General features: G+C 72.2%; 20 protein-coding genes and 1 pseudogene. 9 read left to right on the top strand and 12 right to left on the bottom strand.

The genetic code is table 11. From position 1 onward, the window contains the following. Together ACZ3I4_RS31920 and ACZ3I4_RS31925 are read right to left on the bottom strand one after the other, a co-directional pair. Positions 1–370 (bottom strand): annotated as a pseudogene (locus tag ACZ3I4_RS31920) (hypothetical protein); the annotation flags it as partial. Between the two features lie 184 nt (positions 371–554). Beyond that, a complete protein-coding gene (locus ACZ3I4_RS31925) occupies positions 555–737 on the bottom strand; it encodes a hypothetical protein (RefSeq protein ID WP_465385758.1) in 183 nt (60 codons plus the stop codon). Between the two features lie 103 nt (positions 738–840). Between ACZ3I4_RS31925 and def the strand changes: the two genes are divergently transcribed. The 3 genes from def (at position 841) to ACZ3I4_RS31940 (ending at position 2,292) form a co-directional block, all read left to right on the top strand. Further along, entirely contained in the window at positions 841–1,374 is a 534-nt protein-coding gene (def, locus tag ACZ3I4_RS31930) for a peptide deformylase (protein WP_465385759.1), read from the top strand. 82 nt (positions 1,375–1,456) lie between these two features. Next, complete coding sequence (locus ACZ3I4_RS31935) at positions 1,457–1,927, top strand: hypothetical protein (RefSeq protein ID WP_465385760.1); 471 nt, start codon at positions 1,457–1,459, stop codon at positions 1,925–1,927. Beyond that, positions 1,924–2,292 carry a winged helix-turn-helix domain-containing protein gene (locus tag ACZ3I4_RS31940; protein WP_465385761.1) on the top strand — a complete coding sequence of 123 codons (369 nt, stop codon included), beginning with the start codon at positions 1,924–1,926 and terminating at the stop codon, positions 2,290–2,292. The genes ACZ3I4_RS31935 and ACZ3I4_RS31940 overlap by 4 nt, the downstream gene beginning before the upstream one ends. Positions 2,293–2,347: 55 nt before the next feature. Here ACZ3I4_RS31940 and ACZ3I4_RS31945 read toward each other — a convergent pair whose 3' ends face one another. Genes ACZ3I4_RS31945 through ACZ3I4_RS31955 form a run of 3 tightly spaced genes read right to left on the bottom strand, consistent with a single transcriptional unit; the run spans position 2,348 to position 5,395 of the window. Beyond that, positions 2,348–3,607: an alpha/beta fold hydrolase gene (locus ACZ3I4_RS31945; RefSeq protein ID WP_465385762.1), complete on the bottom strand. Its 1,260-nt coding sequence runs from the start codon at positions 3,605–3,607 to the stop codon at positions 2,348–2,350. Positions 3,608–3,617: 10 nt separating this feature from the next. Further along, positions 3,618–4,340: a GNAT family N-acetyltransferase gene (locus ACZ3I4_RS31950; RefSeq protein ID WP_465385763.1), complete on the bottom strand. Its 723-nt coding sequence runs from the start codon at positions 4,338–4,340 to the stop codon at positions 3,618–3,620. A 23-nt stretch (positions 4,341–4,363) separates the two neighbouring features. Then, the gene (locus tag ACZ3I4_RS31955) at positions 4,364–5,395 is read right to left on the bottom strand and encodes an alanine racemase (protein ID WP_465385897.1); all 1,032 of its coding nucleotides are present in this window, start codon (positions 5,393–5,395) and stop codon (positions 4,364–4,366) included. A gap of 178 nt (positions 5,396–5,573) precedes the next feature. Here ACZ3I4_RS31955 and ACZ3I4_RS31960 point away from each other — a divergent pair, with 178 nt between their 5' ends. After that, positions 5,574–6,920 carry an FAD-binding oxidoreductase gene (locus ACZ3I4_RS31960; protein WP_465385764.1) on the top strand — a complete coding sequence of 449 codons (1,347 nt, stop codon included), beginning with the start codon at positions 5,574–5,576 and terminating at the stop codon, positions 6,918–6,920. A gap of 8 nt (positions 6,921–6,928) precedes the next feature. Here the strand turns inward: ACZ3I4_RS31960 and ACZ3I4_RS31965 are convergent, their stop codons facing one another. After that, a complete protein-coding gene (locus tag ACZ3I4_RS31965; RefSeq protein ID WP_465385765.1) occupies positions 6,929–7,315 on the bottom strand; it encodes a YbaB/EbfC family nucleoid-associated protein in 387 nt (128 codons plus the stop codon). Between the two features lie 34 nt (positions 7,316–7,349). Here ACZ3I4_RS31965 and ACZ3I4_RS31970 point away from each other — a divergent pair, with 34 nt between their 5' ends. From ACZ3I4_RS31970 to ACZ3I4_RS31980, 3 genes are read left to right on the top strand one after another with little or no spacing between them, the layout of a single operon-like run. Further along, the gene (locus ACZ3I4_RS31970) at positions 7,350–7,919 is read left to right on the top strand and encodes a hypothetical protein (protein ID WP_465385766.1); all 570 of its coding nucleotides are present in this window, start codon (positions 7,350–7,352) and stop codon (positions 7,917–7,919) included. A 31-nt stretch (positions 7,920–7,950) separates the two neighbouring features. Continuing rightward, on the top strand, positions 7,951–8,265 hold the full coding sequence (locus ACZ3I4_RS31975) for a hypothetical protein (RefSeq protein ID WP_465385767.1): 315 nt from the start codon (positions 7,951–7,953) through the stop codon (positions 8,263–8,265). After that, positions 8,262–9,053, top strand: a complete 792-nt coding sequence (locus ACZ3I4_RS31980) for a WXG100 family type VII secretion target (RefSeq protein WP_465385768.1) — start codon at positions 8,262–8,264, stop codon at positions 9,051–9,053. Before ACZ3I4_RS31975 ends, ACZ3I4_RS31980 begins: the two co-directional genes overlap by 4 nt. On the opposite strand, the gene ACZ3I4_RS31985 is transcribed toward ACZ3I4_RS31980, so the two are convergent. The 5 genes from ACZ3I4_RS31985 to ACZ3I4_RS32005 form a co-directional block, all read right to left on the bottom strand. Further along, positions 9,050–9,778: a hypothetical protein gene (locus ACZ3I4_RS31985; RefSeq protein WP_465385769.1), complete on the bottom strand. Its 729-nt coding sequence runs from the start codon at positions 9,776–9,778 to the stop codon at positions 9,050–9,052. The genes ACZ3I4_RS31980 and ACZ3I4_RS31985 overlap by 4 nt on opposite strands. A 9-nt stretch (positions 9,779–9,787) precedes the next feature. Then, positions 9,788–10,432: a biliverdin-producing heme oxygenase gene (locus ACZ3I4_RS31990; RefSeq protein ID WP_465385770.1), complete on the bottom strand. Its 645-nt coding sequence runs from the start codon at positions 10,430–10,432 to the stop codon at positions 9,788–9,790. A gap of 228 nt (positions 10,433–10,660) precedes the next feature. After that, complete coding sequence (locus ACZ3I4_RS31995) at positions 10,661–11,230, bottom strand: PepSY domain-containing protein (protein WP_465385771.1); 570 nt, start codon at positions 11,228–11,230, stop codon at positions 10,661–10,663. A 76-nt stretch (positions 11,231–11,306) separates the two neighbouring features. Then, complete coding sequence (locus tag ACZ3I4_RS32000) at positions 11,307–12,578, bottom strand: sensor histidine kinase (protein ID WP_465385772.1); 1,272 nt, start codon at positions 12,576–12,578, stop codon at positions 11,307–11,309. Beyond that, on the bottom strand, positions 12,575–13,264 hold the full coding sequence (locus ACZ3I4_RS32005) for a response regulator transcription factor (RefSeq protein ID WP_465385773.1): 690 nt from the start codon (positions 13,262–13,264) through the stop codon (positions 12,575–12,577). Before ACZ3I4_RS32005 ends, ACZ3I4_RS32000 begins: the two co-directional genes overlap by 4 nt. A 104-nt stretch (positions 13,265–13,368) precedes the next feature. Here ACZ3I4_RS32005 and ACZ3I4_RS32010 point away from each other — a divergent pair, with 104 nt between their 5' ends. Next, entirely contained in the window at positions 13,369–13,854 is a 486-nt protein-coding gene (locus tag ACZ3I4_RS32010) for a septum formation initiator (protein WP_465385774.1), read from the top strand. Here the strand turns inward: ACZ3I4_RS32010 and ACZ3I4_RS32015 are convergent. Continuing rightward, positions 13,851–14,852 (bottom strand): serine/threonine protein phosphatase, encoded by a 1,002-nt coding sequence (locus ACZ3I4_RS32015; protein ID WP_465385775.1) that lies wholly within the window; start codon positions 14,850–14,852, stop codon positions 13,851–13,853. The genes ACZ3I4_RS32010 and ACZ3I4_RS32015 overlap by 4 nt on opposite strands. Positions 14,853–14,965: 113 nt before the next feature. On the opposite strand from ACZ3I4_RS32015, the gene ACZ3I4_RS32020 reads away from it, so the two are divergent. Next, positions 14,966–16,123 (top strand): alkaline phosphatase PhoX, encoded by a 1,158-nt coding sequence (locus ACZ3I4_RS32020; protein ID WP_465385776.1) that lies wholly within the window; start codon positions 14,966–14,968, stop codon positions 16,121–16,123.

The raw sequence follows: 16,123 nt of genomic DNA on the forward strand, positions 1-16,123 counted from the left end.
CCTGCGGCCCGGCCGGCGTCGCGTCCTGCGGCCCGGCCGGCGTCGCGTCCTGCGGCCCGGCCGGCGTCGCGTCCTGCGGCCCGGCCGGCGTCGCGCTGTGCGGCCCGGCCGGCGTCGATCGCTCCAGGTCTTCGGGCCAGGTCGCGTCCTGCTCGACAACCATGATCCGGTTGCCGACCGGATGCCAGTCGCGAGGCACCAGCCGGATCCCCGACCGCTGAACCCACTCCGCGAACTGCGCTGGAGTGAGCGCACCCGTGCCTCGCGGTCCCAGCACGGCGATTGAATCCCCTACGGCCTTGGCGGCCCTCCCCGGGTCGCCGTCGTTCACGCTCTCGTGCCACTCACTGACAGCCGACTCCAGCTCCATGCAGACAACTGTATGCGATTCGCATAGATCGGAGAAGGCGACGACGCTCGCACTTTCAGAGCCAGCGCGTTTCCAGAGTCAGGCCGTTCCCAGATACATCGCGTTCCCAGATACATCGCGTTTCTGGGTACATCGCGTTTCTGGATACAACACGTTTCGGAACAGGGCGCCCCGAGGGTGTCGGCTACCGGGCCGGCTCGCGGAGGAACAGGCGCAAGGCGGCGTCGCGGCAGCGTGGGGAACGGCGCGCGGACAGGCGGGTTTCGTGGCGGCGGGCGAGCGTGGCCGGGCAGCGGTGGGCGGCGGCGGCCCGGTGGCGTGGTCCCGCGGCGCGCGTGGGCCACGCGTGGTCGTTCCCGTGCGGCATGCGGCACCTGTCATCGAACGGCGGAGGCAGGGCGTCATTTGATCGGAAACGGGCCGCCCGCGAGGCCGGATCTCACTGGCTGGACACGGGTACCGTCCCTGGCATGACTGTGTTGGACATCCGGAAGGTCGGCGATCCGGTGCTGCGCCGGGTCGCCGAGCCGGTGACTGTTTTCGACGCCGAGCTCCACAAGCTGGTCGGCGATCTGAGCCAGACCCTCGAGCAATCGCGGGGCGCGGGGCTGGCCGCGCCGCAGATCGGGGTGAGCCTGCGCCTGTTCGCGATCAACCCGGACCTGCCCGGCAACGACGCCCGCCTCGACCACCTGATCAATCCCGGCCTCGAGTTTCCCGACGACGACGAGCAGAACGGCCCGGAGGGCTGCCTGTCGATTCCGGGGATCTACCTGGACACCAGGCGCCGCATGAACGTGGTCGCCCGGGGCCTGACCAAGCACGGCGACCCGGTGCAGATCGTCGGGGCGGGCCTGCTCGCCCGGTGCATCCAGCACGAGACCGACCATCTCGACGGCGTGCTGTTCATCGACCGGCAGGACGAGGAGGGTCAGGAGCGCATCCTTGCCACCCTGCGGGAAGCCGCGTGGGCCGACGCCCAGCTGAAGGTGAGCCCCCACTAAGACGGCTGGGAAACTACTTGCCTGCCAGGAAAGTGGAGTGCATACTTTCCTGGCAGGCAAGTGCATGCCTAAGGGGGAAGTAATGGAGATTCCAGCGGTCGACGCCGAACTCGCCCTGGCCGAGGTGCGGGCCCGCCGCGCTCAGGTCGTCGACGCCAACCTCGTGCCGGGGTGGTTCTGGCCGTCGATCGGGCTGCTCATACTGCTGTTCGTGGCCGCCGTCGAAAGCGGCCGCCCCTGGCTCGTCGCGACCGGCTCGGTCGCCTACGCCATGGGCCTGGCCACGCTCGTCGTCGCCGTGCTGCGCCGCTCGCCGGTGCAGGTCCGCACCACGCTGATCGGCGTGCGCGGCGCGGCTGCCATCGTCGCGTTCACGCTGGTGCTCGTCGGTCTCGGGCTCGGTCTCGGCTTCACGCTCGACGCTCTCGGCGTGCCCGCCCCGGCCACCCTCGGCTGCGTCCCGGTCGCTGCCGGCCTGGCGTTCGGCGGCCCGGCCCTGATGTCCTACCTGCGCCGTGTGATGCTGTCGCGCCCGCTGGCCGGCCGCCGGTGACAGCCCCCGCAAGCGGCCACCAGCCGGCCGCAGCCCCCGGGCCGATCGAGCCCCGCTTCGACGAGCTGATCCACGCCCCGACCCGGCTGTCCATCGTCAGCCTGCTGACCGCCACCGAGTGGGCCGAGTTCAAGTTCCTGCGCGACCAGGTCGGGCTGACCGACTCGGCCCTGTCGAAACAGCTCACCACCCTCGAGGACGCCGGCTACGTCGACATCCAGAAGTCGTTCATCGGCAAACGCCCCCGCACCTCCGTCCGGCTGAGCCCGCTCGGCCAGCGCGCCTTCGCGGGCCACGTCGCCGCCCTGCAGGAAATCGTGGCCCGATCCGGCCTGGCCGTCCTACCCGGGTCAGCGCAAGCCTGAGCCCAGCCCAAGGCCAGAACCGGACAGGCCAGAGCCGGACAGGCCAGAATTCCGGTCAGCGCATGCCCGACGCCATCTCCATCAAGTGGCCGAGCACGACATCACCCGACGAACGCAGGCCGTCGTGCTCGTGCTCGTTGGTCACCCACGTGCGCACGTTGCCGACCGCCGCCGCGGTTTCCAGGGAGAGGCCCGCGTCGACATACATGTCGTCGGCGTAGACGGCGGCCAGCACCGGGACCTCGTTGGAGGCCAGCCGGGCCACGTCGTAGAGCGCCGGCCAGTCGTCGGTCTCGGCCAGGATGCCGGCCGCGCCGGCGAAGGGGCGCAGCGCGGCGATCTGCGAGAACATCCACGGGAACATCATCTCGCCGGTGAACAGCAGCGGGTCGGCGCTCGCGGCGAAGTCGGGCCGGGAAGCCAGCGCGCGGGCGGCGGCCCAGCCGGTGGGGACGGCGCCCTGGCCGTAGCAGTACTCCTGCAAGGCGTACAGCGGCTTGTCGACGTAACCGGTGTGGGCCATCACGTCGTACAGGAAAGTGGCCGACAGCTGATCGCCGTGCCAGGCCTCGTCGAGTAGCCAGTGCACATGCGAGTAGCCGTAGCTCATGCCGAAGCTGTCGCCGAGCAACCGGAACCGCTCGGGCGTCAGGCGGTCGCCGTCGGGCAACCGGACGTCGGTCGAGGCGAGGTGGTCGGCTATTCGCCGCACGACCGCGCGATCCTCGGGGAAGTCGCGATAGAACTCGGCGTTCTTGGCGGCCACCCGCGGATAGGTCCGCGCGTAGACCTCGTCGGCCGTCGCGGTCAGCCCGGGCAGGCCGCCGGTGACGTAACAGGTGCGCAAGCCCTGCGGGGCGGCCGACAGATAGGTCATCGTGACGAACCCGCCGTAGCTCTGCCCCAGCGTGTCCCACTTGGCGCCGCCGGCCAGCCGCTCGCGCAGGATCTCGGCGTCGGCCACGATGCTGTCGGCGCGGAACAACTTCAGATAGTCGGCCAGCTCCTTGGCCGGCCGCTCCCCCACCGAGTTCGCCGTCAGCGGCGTGCTGCGGCCCGTGCCCCGCTGGTCGAGCAGCAGCACCCGATGTGTCCGGACGGCATGACCGATCCAGCTTTCCGCCCGCAGCGGCCGCGGCGACTTGCCACCCGGACCGCCCTGCAGAAACACCAGCCACGGCAGATCGGCGCCGGCGCGGTCGGCCGCCACCACCTCGCGGGCAAACACCTCGATCGTCTCGCCACCCGGGTCCCGGTGGTCGAGCGGCACGGTGACGGTGTGGTCGGCGAAGCGGACACCCGGGTGAGCAATCATGGGTTTCACCCTAGAGGCGGCGTCTGACATAAAGCACCGCGTCCACACGGCCACCGTTGGGGCCGGGCAGGATGCCCAGCTGCTTGCCCTCGACCTCGAACCCGGCCGCCTGCAACGTCTTCTGCGAGGCCAGATTGCCGACCGCGGTGCCCGCCACCACGCGCAGCAGCCGCGCCTCGTTGAACGCCCACCTCGTCACGAGTTGAACCGCCCGGCGCGCGTAGCCCCGCCCCCGGAACGCCGGCAGCACCCCGTAACCGAGCATCCCCTCACGCTGGTGCGGCTGGAAGTAGTACAGCGCGATCTGCCCGGCGAACCGGCCGCTCCGGGCGTCCAGAATGCTCATCGCCGCCATCTCGCCGGCCAGCCAACGACCTTCCGCGTACGCGAAAAGCCTCTCGATCTCCTCCCGCGGCGGCGCGACCGGCGGCACCGAACTGGCCACCACCTCGGGCAGGCTGCGCAGCTCGATCCAGCCCTCCAGATCGTCCGGGTGCAGCGGCCGGATCCGGATGACGCCGTCGGTCAGCTCCCCGCCGGGCAGATCGGGCAGCGCCCGCGGCGCGGGACCCTCGGGATCGTCCTCGAGCCGCGCCCAGACGACCATGTCCTCCCGGTTCGGCCCGGCGCCGCGCGCTATCCCCTCCCGCCGATACCCCAGGGCGATCACATCCCGCTGCGCGGCGGGGTCGTCGAGTCGGAGGCGGATCTCGGAGCGGTACGGCGATGTCACCCGGACACGTTATAGCGGCTCGCTCAGGTGTTGGCGCCGCGGGCCGCCACCGGCCAGCGGCCGACCTCGCCGCCGTCGCGGACGACGATCAGTTCGTCGGCCAGGTTGACGGTCGTGCAGACGTGGTTGGGGGCCACCCGCAGGACGTCGCCACGGGCGGGTGGCTCGTCCGGGAACTCGATGGTGGCGTGATGCTCGGAGAGTGCGACGATCCGCGCGTCCGGGTGATCGGGCAGGCGTCCGAATCCCGTCGCCCAGGCCAGACGGTCGGCGCCGAGCACCTTCGATCCGGCGTCGACGATCGCCCGTTTCCCCGTACGACTGACAACCGTCGCCATCACGGTCAGCGCGACGTCGTCCCAGCCGCAAGTGCCCAGCTCCACCTGCTGGGCATCGTTGAAGACGTAGACGCCGGGCCGGATCTCGGTCAGTGGACCGGTCTCGGCCAGCGCCGCCGTCGGTGTCGAGCCGCCGCTGCGCACCTCGGCCCGCAGTCCGGCATCGGCCAGGGCCTTGGCCTCATCCAGGGCCGCCTGCTGCTGCAGCCCGGGACCGTAACTGTGCCCCGGGAACGTGAAGACGCCGCGCACCCGATGCCCGGCCCGCTCGGCCGCCTCGGCCAGCTTGAGGGCGTCGGCGGGCTGCACACCGCTGCGATGATGCCCGCTGTCCAGCTCGACCAGCACGTCGAGCGGACCAACGGCCCGGGTCAGCGCTTCGGCGCTCTCCACCGAGTCGATCCCCACCCGCAGCGCGACCCGCTCGGCCAGAGCCCGCAGACGCCCGGCGCGGCCCGGCGACGGCCAGATCGGGTACGCGAGGAACAGGTCTTCGATGCCGCCGGCCGCGAACACTTCGGCCTCGCTGACCGTCGCGACGGTCAGCCCGGCCGCCCCATGCTCGATCTGCCGCCGCGCGATCTCGAGACACTTGTGCGTCTTGGCGTGCGGCCGCAGAGCCAGTCCACGCTCCCGAGCCGCGGCCGCCATCCCGGCCAGGTTGCGGTCGAGCACTTCAACATCAACGGCCACGTACGGCGTCTCCAGCACGAACACCCTCCTCAAGCGCGACCTTCATGATCGCGCACGATCCGCACCACAGCACACCGCCTAAGGCATCCTAGGAGGCTGGGTTGGTTGATGCCCCGGCAGGGGAGAGTCGTCTTTGTGACGGTGGTCTTGGGGAGCGCGCACTACGGTTCGGGCGACCGTCCACTGCGGCCCGGGAGGCGCCATGAGCGTTGCGGATGCGGAGAAGGCGCTGCGAGACCGGCTCGGTGAACGGCTCATATCCGAGGGCGAGGTCGGCTTCCCCGAGGCCCGCCGGGTCTGGAACTCGGCCGTGACCACGCAACCGGCCATGATCGCCCGGTGTGCCGACGCCGGCGAAGTGCGCGACGTGGTCCGGATCGCCGTGGACAACGGGGTTCCTCTCTCCGTACGGGCCGGCGGCCACGACTGGGCCGGCCGCGCCCTCACAAACGGCGGGATCGTCCTCGATCTGACCGGCATGCGGGCGGTCACCGTCGACGCCGCGAAGCACACGGCCACCGTGCAGGGCGGCGCGCTCACCGACGATCTGGTCGGCGCGATCACCCCGTACGGGATGGTCGCGGCCACCGGTGTGGTCGGCGGGGTCGGCCTGGCCGGGCTGACCACGGCCGGGGGCTACGGGTCGTTGATCGGGCGATATGGCCTGGCCGCCGACAACCTGCTCGGCGCCGACGTCGTGCTGGCCGACGGCTCGACCGTGGTCGCGGGGCCGGACGACGACACCGACCTGTGGTGGGCGCTGCGCGGCGGCGGGGCCAACTTCGGGGTGGTGACCGCGCTGCGCTACCGGCTGCACGAGTTGCCGGCCGTGCTCGCCGGCATCCTGATGTTCCCGGCCGCCGAGGGCCGGGCCGTGCTCAACGGCTACGCCGAGATCGTCGCCGAGGACCGGGACGACCTGACCGTCATGACCGGGTTCCTGCCGGGGCCGCAGGGGCCGATGGCGTTCCTCTGCCCGTTCTGGAGCGGATCCGACCTGGGCGCCGGGGAACGGGTGATCGCCCGGCTGCGCACGCTCGGCCACCCGGTCGTCGATCAGATCATGCCGATGCCGTACGCGGGGGCGCTGCGCATGTTCGACGCCTCAATCGTCGAGGGCAACCACTATCTGCTGCGCAGCCGCTCGCTGTCCACGGTGTCCCCGGCCGCGGCGGACGCCCTGACCGAGGCGGCGTCCGGCCTCGGACGCTGTTCGGCGCTGATCCTCAACCATTTCCACGGCGCCGCGGCCCGGGTCGATCCGGCCGCCACCGCCTTCGCCCAGCGCGCCCCGCATCACCCGGTCGAGATCATCGCGTCGTGGGCGCCGGACGACTCCCCCGACGAGCACCGCGCCTGGGCCGTCCGGGTCGCCGAGTCGCTGGAGCCGCTGGCGCTGCCCGGCGGCTATCCCAACCTGCTCGGCCCGGACGAGGACCCGCGGGCCCGCGACTCGTTCGGCCCCAACCTCGAACGGCTGCAGGCGCTCAAACGACGCTACGACCCGAACCTGACCTTCTCGGCGATCCCCCGCCTGGTCGACAGCTAGGGCTTGTCCTACCGCAGCTCGCGGCGCTGCATCAGGCGGTCGAGGTCGTCGGTCAGGGCGTCCAGCCGCCGGATGCCGTCGTCGAAGGTGTCACTCGGCCGCGGCTCGAGCAGCGGCGCCATGATCTCGCTGGTCTGCGTGGCGTAGTCGGCCTGGGCGGCGTTGACGGCCGCCACGATCTCGTCGGCCAGGTCGGCGACCGGCAGCGACGACGCGTCCGGGTCGAGGCGCAGCTCGAGGACCCGGCCGCCCGGCCCGGTGCGCGCCCGGGCGTACCGCTGCGGGGAGACGCCCTGCCCCTCGGCGCCGTCCATGTCGTTCTGCATCCGGGAGATTCGCTCCAGCTGCTCCTGCGCGTACGCCGCAAGGTCGGTGAAATCGCGGATCTCCGGCATCGATGCCTCCCGGGGGACGTGCCATCCTGGTGCGATGGCGGTGAAGGACTACACCACGAAGGTCGCGCCCGCGTTCGACGGCCTCCTGCAGGATTCCGAACGGCTGCTCGCGGCCTCGCCCGTGGTGCAGGATCCGGGCACGACCGAGGAGGTCTCGGCGCGCGACGAGCTGCTGAACCTGCTGGACCCGACCATCCTAGTGGGACTCGGCTCGGCGCCCGGCAACGCCGTCCAGCAGGCGGTCTGGGGCCGCGCGGTGATCGGCGCACCGGGCACGCAGGGCCGGCGGCTGCACGAGGCGATCGGCCGGATCACCTCCCCCACCGTCGCGGTCACCGACCGGCGGCTGCTGATCGTGGAGATCGACGTGGTGCCCCGCGCGTCCGGCGGGCTCGGCAAGTGGTTCGGTCCGTCCGATCAGATCGCACGGGAGCGGTACACGGTGGACAGGGTCGCTATCCTGGGTGCCGTCTCGGCCCCGGCGGGCGCGCTCCGGCGGGGCAGACTGCTGGCCGGTTTCCGTGACGGGTCGGGATGCATGCTGGTCTGCGCCCCGCCCAGCCTGGCCGAGGCGGTGGTCGAGGCGATCGGGGCGCCGCAGTGAAACAGCCGCAGTAACCAGGGGGAGAAAGCGCGTGGGACAACCGGTATCGGTCTATCTGGACGCCCTGAGCCGGTACGCGGCGGCGATGGACGACCTGAGCGGGTCCTTCGAGTCGACCCGGCGGTTCTTGGTCGACGCCGACGTCACCGAGGACAGTTTCGGGCTGCTCCCCGATTCCCGCGACTGCGCCGAGGTCTACGAGCAGCGCACCACCGACGGGCTGGAGACGCTTCGCAACGGCGCCGACGCGTTCTCCGACCTGAGCCAGGCGTTCCGCGAGCTGCGCGAGGACTACGAGCGCACCGACCAGGCCGCCGCCACCCGGGTCAACGGGAGCAACAAGTGACCCGGGCCCCGAGCGGCGCCGACCGCATCGAGCAGTGGCTGGGCCCGGCCGGCGAGGCCTACTCGGTGATCAAGCCGATCGTCGGGTTCCTGTCCAACCCGCTCGACCAGGTCACCGGCGACCCCGACCAGCTCCGCGCCAAGGCGGAGGCGTGGCGCAACGCCGCGGACCAGCTGGAGGCGCACGCCGAGGCCGAGCTGTCCGCCCGTACGGACCTGTTGTCGTACTGGGAGGGTGACGCCGCGGCCGCCTTCAACCAGGAGCTGACCGAGGTCAACCAGTCGTTCGCCGAGATCGCCGGGCACTTCCGGGGGACCGCCGAGCTGCTGGACGGCTCGGCCGAGGCGGCGCAACAGGCTCAGGAGCTGGTCGAGCAGATCGTCCGCGAGCTCATCGCGTGGCTGATCGTCACCATCATCGTGGCCCTGGCCTCGTCGTTCATCACCGCGGGGGCGTCGCTGGCGGCCGGGGCGGCGGCCGGTGGCATCGAGGCCGCGGTGGCGGGCACGCGCGCGGCCACGGTCGGCATGAAACTGGCCAACCTGCTGCGCAAGGTGGCCGCGTTCCTCAAGAAGATGAGCGAGTTCGCCAAGGCGTACAAGCTGACGAAGATGCGCAGCGTGGGCGCGAAGAACTGGGTCGGCGCCCGGTACGCGACCAAGGAGGGCTACCAGCTGCTCGCCACCAACTGGGTGATCAAGAAGGCGATCGTGCAGCCCACCCTGGGCCCGGGCATCGACAAGGTCACCGGCGCCGACGCGACCTGGAAACTGCCCCAGGTCTTCTAGAGCAGCCAGGGGTCCATGCCGCCACCGGTCGGCGGGTCGGCGATCACCGGTGGAGGCGGGCGCCGGCGACGCACGGGCCGCACAAACCGATCAAGAGCCTTCCCCCGTACGCCGGGAAGCCCGAACCCGAGCCGGGTCAGATCACGCGCCCGCGGGCCGGTGGGGATGTCGCGGGGCAGCGTGGCCGCCGCGACCAGCCAGGTCGGCAGGCCGAGCAGGCGCAGCACCCGGGACAGCCGCTCGGATTCGTTGACCGAGTCGGGGTCGAGCCGCTCGTCCAGCAGCCCGGCCAGGTCGCCCGCGTGTTCCGGGTGCCCGGCGGCCGCGGCGAACCCGGCGGCGTCCCCCACCCCGAGCGGGTCGTCGAGCACGTCGTCCTCGGCGCCCGGCTCGCGGGACGGGTCGCTGACATAGCGGGCCAGTTCCTCGCCGTCCGACCAGGCCACCAGGGCCAGCTGCCGGTCGGTGAGAACCCGGACGACCAGGACGGTGCCCGGCAGTTCGGCGCCGACCTCGACAATGCCCCGCCGGCCGGCTGCGACCGTGCCCGTCCGGGTGACGATCGGCAGCCAGCCGTTGTCCGGCGCGCCGACCCAGCCGCTGAACCGGAGCCGGCGGAGCACCGCGGTCACCTGTTCGCGGTCTCCCCCACGGACCAGGGCCACCGCGTACGACTCTCCGGCCGGGCCGTCCGTTCCGGGAAGGGGGGCGTACGGGATAACCATGGTCCCAAGTTATGCCGCGGGGGCGACCTCGGAGAATCGGAGGCCCATCTCGGTGAAGAGGGCGGCGTTGAGCTTGAACGCGAGCTGGGACTCGGCCACGAGCGCGTCCAGCTCGGCCGGCCCGAACACGGCGGGCAGCGAGTCGAGCCGCGTACGGTAGGCGCGCTTGTAGGCCTTGCTGTCCGGGATGTCGAGGAACGAGTAGAACGCGACGCCGCCCGGCCCGAGCCCGTAGGTCTGGGCCACCGACCGCCCGACCATCAGGCCGCCGCTGAGGTCGCCCAGGTAGCGCACGTAGTGGTGGGCGATGAAGTGGACGGCCGAGTCGTGGCAGTGCTCGCGCAGCCGGGCCACGTAGCGCCGGGTGGACTCCAGCGGGCGCACGCCGGCCGAGCCCAGATACTGCACGTCGGCCTCGAGCGAGGGCACCCGGTCGAGCAGCGGATCGGCGAACCCGGCGGCGACCTCGTCGGTGCGCATCCGGGCCGCGGCCGCCTCCAGCTCGCGGTAGATGTGCAGGTACTGGGCGGTCAGCTCGGCGTACCCCGGCTGCGGGACCTCCCCGGCCATCAGCCGGGAGATGAAGCCGCGGGTCTCGGCCTCGCGGTGCTCGGCCATGGTGGCACGGCGGATCCGGGCGGCGAACTCGGTCATGAGGCACGACCTTTCGGGTACGACGATGGCGCCCGCCGATACACGGCGTTAGGTAAGCCTTACTTGGCCGCGGCCCGATTGCAAGATCATGAGGGGCTTGACATTGGCGGCCCGGCGCCACCCGCGAACGAACGGTGGCCGGGCCCGCCCCCGGACCCAGCCACCCGCCGCGCTTGTTCGTTCGCCGATCCGGCCCCCTCCGACCGGACCGGCACACCGGCCGTTCCCTCAGTCGTCGTCGCCGCCGTGCCGGCCACTGCGGTCGTCGCCGCCACCGTGCCGGCCGCTGCGGTCGTCGTCCCCGCTCCGGCCCCGGTCGTCGGCGCGGTCGCTGTCGTGGTCGGTGACGGCGCCGGTCCGCCGGTCGATGTCGAGGTCGTGCTCGACGCCGTTGTAGATCACCTCGACCTCCCAGATGGCCCGGCCGTGCTCGGTCTCCGCCTCCACCTTGGTCACCCGGCCCCCGCCGACGACCGACAGGGCCTTCGCCTTGGCCTGCGCGATCGAGATCGAGGTGGCGGCGTTGCCGGCCGCGCTGCCCAGGCCCGTGGTGGCCGACGGGCTGCTCGTGCGCGGGGCCGGGGTGACCGAGCCCGGCTCGACGGTCTCGAAGGGCGACGGCGACGCGCTGCTGTTGTCGTCGACGCTGCCGTCGCCGCGAAGCACCTCCGAGGACGGACTGGCCGACGGCGACGGCGACGGGCTCGCGTCGTTCCCGCCGGCGGCCAGGGCCGTGCCGGTGATGCCCAGAACAGCGGCCGCACCGACGGCGGCGGCGATGGCGTACGAGCGCTTCATGGTGTTTCCTCCTGGTTGTTGTGGCTGACTGGAGGAACCATCCCGCTTTCTTGGATAGCGGCGCGCTGCATGATCGCTAAGGCCGGGTTAAGAGCATCGTCACCACCGAGCCGCCCTCGTCGCCGCGGATCTCGAACTGTCCCCCGGCGGTCTGGGCCGCCCTCCGGGCGATGTCGAGTCCCAGGCCGGTCGAGTCGCCGCCGCTGACCCCCCGGCGCACGAGACCGGCGGGCATGCCGGGGCCGCGGTCGGCGATCGTGAGCCGGACCCCGGCCGGCACGACCTCCAGGCGTACGGAGAAAGGGGTCTCGTCGGGGGTGTGGGCGAAGACGTTGCCGAGCAGGGCGTCGACCGCGGCGGCCAGCTCGTCGGCCGAGACCGCGACCGGCTGCGGGCCGGGCACCAGGTCGACCGACATCTCGCGGCCGGTGTCCTCGGCCAGCACCGCCCAGAACGCCGACCGGTCGGCCACCACCTCGGCCGCGTCGCACCGGGCGGGCTCGGCCGTCTCCGGGTCGGTGCGGCGGCGGGCCTGCTGGATCAGGCCGCTCACCGCGCGTTCGAGGGCGTCGGCGGCGGCGCTGAGGCGGGCGCTCTCGTCTTCGTCGCGCAGGCCCTCGGCCTCGAGGCGCAGCGCGGTCAGCGGGGTGCGCAGCCGGTGCGACAGGTCGGCGACCTGCTCGCGTTCTGCCCGCAGCAGCTCCTGGATGCGGCCGGCCAGGTGGTTGAGGGCGCCGGCCACCTCGCGCACCTCGGCCGGGCCCTCCGGGGCGGCGCGGGCGGTCAGCTCGGCGCCGGCCAGCCGGTGCGAGACTGCGGACAGGTTCGTGATCGGGCGGGTGATCGTCCGGGCCAGCCGGTCGGCGACCACGACACCCAGCGCGACCAGCAGCGCGCCCAGGGCGGACAGCACGATCCAGGAGCGGGTGACGCCGGCGCCGCCCTCGGCCGGTGACACCACCGTACGGATGACCGCCGTGCCTTCGCGGCCCTGCACCGACATGACGATCTCGCGGCCGCCGCCGGACTCGACGGTCAGGCTGCGGCCGCGCAGCCGGGCCAGCTCGACGGCCGGGGTGGCCGCCTGCCGGGTGCCGAGCACGGTCCGGTCGGGCAGATAGACGGTGATCGGGCGGCCCGACGTGACGGCCAGTTGCTCGACGGTCAGGCGCAGCTCGTCCGGCCCGGCCCGGCCGACGTCGGTGATGATGCTCTGGAGGTCGGCGGTCGCGCGCACGGTCGCCCGGTCCTGCGCGACCTGGCGTACGAGGAAGGCCAGAGGCACCAGGAAGGCGATCATCATGAGGCTCGTGGTGGCCAGCACGAGCAGGCGGAGCTGAGCCCTCACGACTGCGGTTCCGGCGTGCCCAGGCGAACCCCGACTCCCCGTACGGTGTGCAGGTAGCGGGGCGCGGTGGCGCTTTCGCCCAGCTTGCGGCGCAGCCACGACAGGTGCACGTCGACCGTCTTGTCGGCTCCGCCGTACGGGATCTGCCAGACCTCGGTCAGCAGCTCGCGCTTGGTCACCACCTGCCCGGCCCGGGTGGCCAGATGGTGCAGCAGGTCGAACTCGCGCGGCGTGAGCTCGACGTTCCGCCCGGCCAGCCGCACCTGCCGCCCCGCCGGGTCGATGACCAGCTCGCCGACGGTGATGGTGGGATCGGCCTGCGGGGTGGCGCCGCGGCGCAGCACGGCCCGGATCCGCGACTCCATCTGGGCCGCGGTGAACGGCTTGACCACGTAGTCGTCGGCGCCCGCGTCGAGCACCCGGACGATCTCGGTCTCGTCGTCGCGGGCGGTGGCCACGATCACCGGCACCTGGCTGACCGCACGCAGCATCCGCAGCACCTCGCGGCCGTCGAGGTCGGGCAGCCCCAGATCAAGGACGACCAGGTCGGGCCGGTCGGTGAGCGCGGACTGCACGCCCTCCATGGCGGTCGCGACGGAGGCGACGGCGTGGCCGCGCTCCTTGAGGGCCCGCATCAGGGGCGTACGGATGGTCGCGTCATCCTCGATCAGCAGCAGCCGGGCCATTGGCCGAAGCGTAGTCGGCCCGGGCGCCGCGACCTGCGCCCTTAACCGTCTCTTAGCCTGGTCCGGAGACAGTCTTAGCCCCCGGTCCGGCATAGTTGCTGTCCATGCAGGCACCCCGTTCGCTCGTGGCCGGCGCCGGCTGGCTGGCCGCCGCCCTCGTCGCCACCGTCGCCGGGCTGGGCGGCATCCGCCTGGTCGGCGACAGCCTGACCGGCACGGCCGGGGGCGTGCTCAGCGAGCAGGACGTGTCGCGCGCGCTCGCCGCGGCAACGCCGTCCCCGGCACCGTCGTCCCCGGCACCGTCGTCCGCTTCCGCGCCGGCCATGCGGCCGCCCTCTGCCCGGCCGCCCAAGCTGACCAGCTTCCCCAGCTCGGGCGGGGTCGTGATCGCCGGTTGCGCGGGCAATCAGGCGTTCCTGGAGAGCTGGTCGCCGAAGCCGGGCTACGAGGTGCGCGACGTCGATCAGGGCCCGGACGACGAGGCCGAGGTTCGCTTCGAGAGCGACGACCGGCACGTCGACCTGAAGATCACGTGCTCCGGCGGCGTCCCCCGCGCCAGCGAGCACGCGAACCACGGCGGGGACGACTAGGCCCCTATTCGGAGCGCCTCGTCGAGCTCGCCGGCCGGGAACGGCGTCCGCTTGCTGACGTTCTCGAGCTTCTCGTTGAAGGTGGCCATGATCCGGGCCACCGGCAGGTGCCGGGCCACGATGCCGGCGGCCGCCGCGGGCAGTCCGAGGGCGGCCGGATCCGCGCCGGACCGCAGGTGGTCGCGGGCCTCCCCCCAGGAGACGCCCAGCAGCGAACTGACCAGCCACTGCGTGAGGTGGGCCGCGGTGTAGGCGCGGTCGTACTGCCGATGCCGGTGCAGGAAGCCGGTCTCGGCCGGGTCCAGATCGAACCGGGTGCTGGTGGCCAGGCCGAAATCGGCGAAGTAGAGGCGCTGCCCGTCGGTCAGCAGGTTGCGGAAGTGCGCGTCGAAATGCGCGAACCCCTGAGCGCGCAGAAACTCCGTGCCCTCGCGCAGTTCGCGGTCGACCATCGCGTACGCCGCCTCGCCCGGGTGCGCGCTCAGCCAGGTGTCCACCGTGTACGGGACGTGTTCCACGAACAGCACCACGGCGGCCGAGGCGGCGTCGATCGCCCGGAGCCGGCCCCGGATCGCGTCGTCGCCGTCCCATTGCTCGGCCCACCGCTCCACCTCACCCGGGACGGGCCTCTGGGGCAGCACGCGCCAGTGGTAGAGGAGTGGGAAACCGCCGTACCGCCCGTCCAGCACCCACTCGGTGGTCATGGTGTGCGCCGCGAGCTCCCGCCACGCGCCGAACCCGGCCGAGCCGATTCCGTACTGGTAGAACGCGGGCAGACCGAACAGATTGGCCGTCGAGCCGAGGTGGCCGGGCTCCCGCTCGAGGTCGGTCAGCGGCACCCGCTTGACGAACACCGGCACCCCGTCGACGGCGATCCGGGTGGTGCTGCCGCCGATCCCGGTGGCCGGGGCCCGGCCCTCGCCCAGCAACGTCAGGAGGCGGGTGTCGTCGAGGGCGGCCAGCCGCTCCGAGACGGTGGTGTACCGGCGTACGCGCATGAGAATGAACAGTAAGACTTCGATGGTCGTCGATAACTGGCCGCGCGGCGTTCACCCGGCGGTCAGGGGCGGCCCGCAGCCTGTCAGGACCGCTGCCGATGAGGGAGATTTCCATGGATCGTCGCACCCTGCTGCGTGCCACCGTTGCCGGGGCCGGTGGGCTCGCGCTGCCGTTCACCGCCTGGCCGGCCGCGTACGCGGCGCCCGCGCAGAACGCCACCGGCCCGTACGGGGCTCTGCAGGCCGCCGACGCCAACGGCCTCCGGCTGCCGGCCGGGTTCACCAGCCAGGTGGTGGCTCGCTCGCGGCAGACGGTGCCGGGAACGTCGTACGTGTGGCACGACGCCCCCGACGGCGGCGCGGTCATCCCGGACGGCAGCGGCTGGATCTACGTGTCGAACTCGGAGGTGTCGTCGAGCGCGGGCGGCGGGGCGTCGCGGATCGTGTTCAACGCGAGCGGGCAGGTCACCGGGGCGTCGAGGATCCTCAGCGGCACCAACCAGAACTGCGCGGGCGGCAAGACGCCCTGGAACACCTGGCTGTCGTGCGAGGAGGTCAGCCTGGGCCGGGTGTGGGAGACGTACCCGCTGGGCGGATCGGCGGTGGCGCGGCCGGCGATGGGCCGGTTCAAGCACGAGGCGGCCGCGGCCGACCCCGTACGCCAGGTCATCTATCTGACCGAGGACGAGACCGACGGCAAGTTCTACCGCTACATCCCGGCCACCTGGGGCAACCTGTCCGCGGGCACGCTGCAGGTGTTCCGGGCCGGCACCGCCACCTCGGGCTCGTTCACCTGGGCCGACGTGCCCGACCCGGACGGCTCGCCGACCCAGACCCGCTATCAGGTGGCCGGCGCCAAGTCGTTCAACGGCGGCGAGGGCTGCCACTACGCCGGCAACACGGTCTGGTTCACCACCAAGGGCGACAACCGCGTGTGGCAGGTCAACCTGGCCGCCGGCACCTACGAGCTGGCGTACGACGACAGCCTGGTCGCTTCGGGCACGGCCCCGCTGACCGGCGTCGACAACGTCACCGGGACGGCGTCGGGCGATCTCTACGTGGCCGAGGACGGCGGGAACATGGAGATCTGCCTGATCACGCCGGACGACAAGATCTCGGTGTTCCTGCGGATCAGCGGGCAGGGCTCGTCCGAGATCACCGGCCCGGCCTTCACACCGGCCGGGAACCGGCTCTATTTCTCGTCACAGCGCGGAACCTCCGGAGCGTCCTCCGGCGGCATCACGTACTGCGTGACCGGGCCCTTCCGCTGA

The organism is Actinoplanes sp. NPDC021490, from assembly GCF_055562135.1.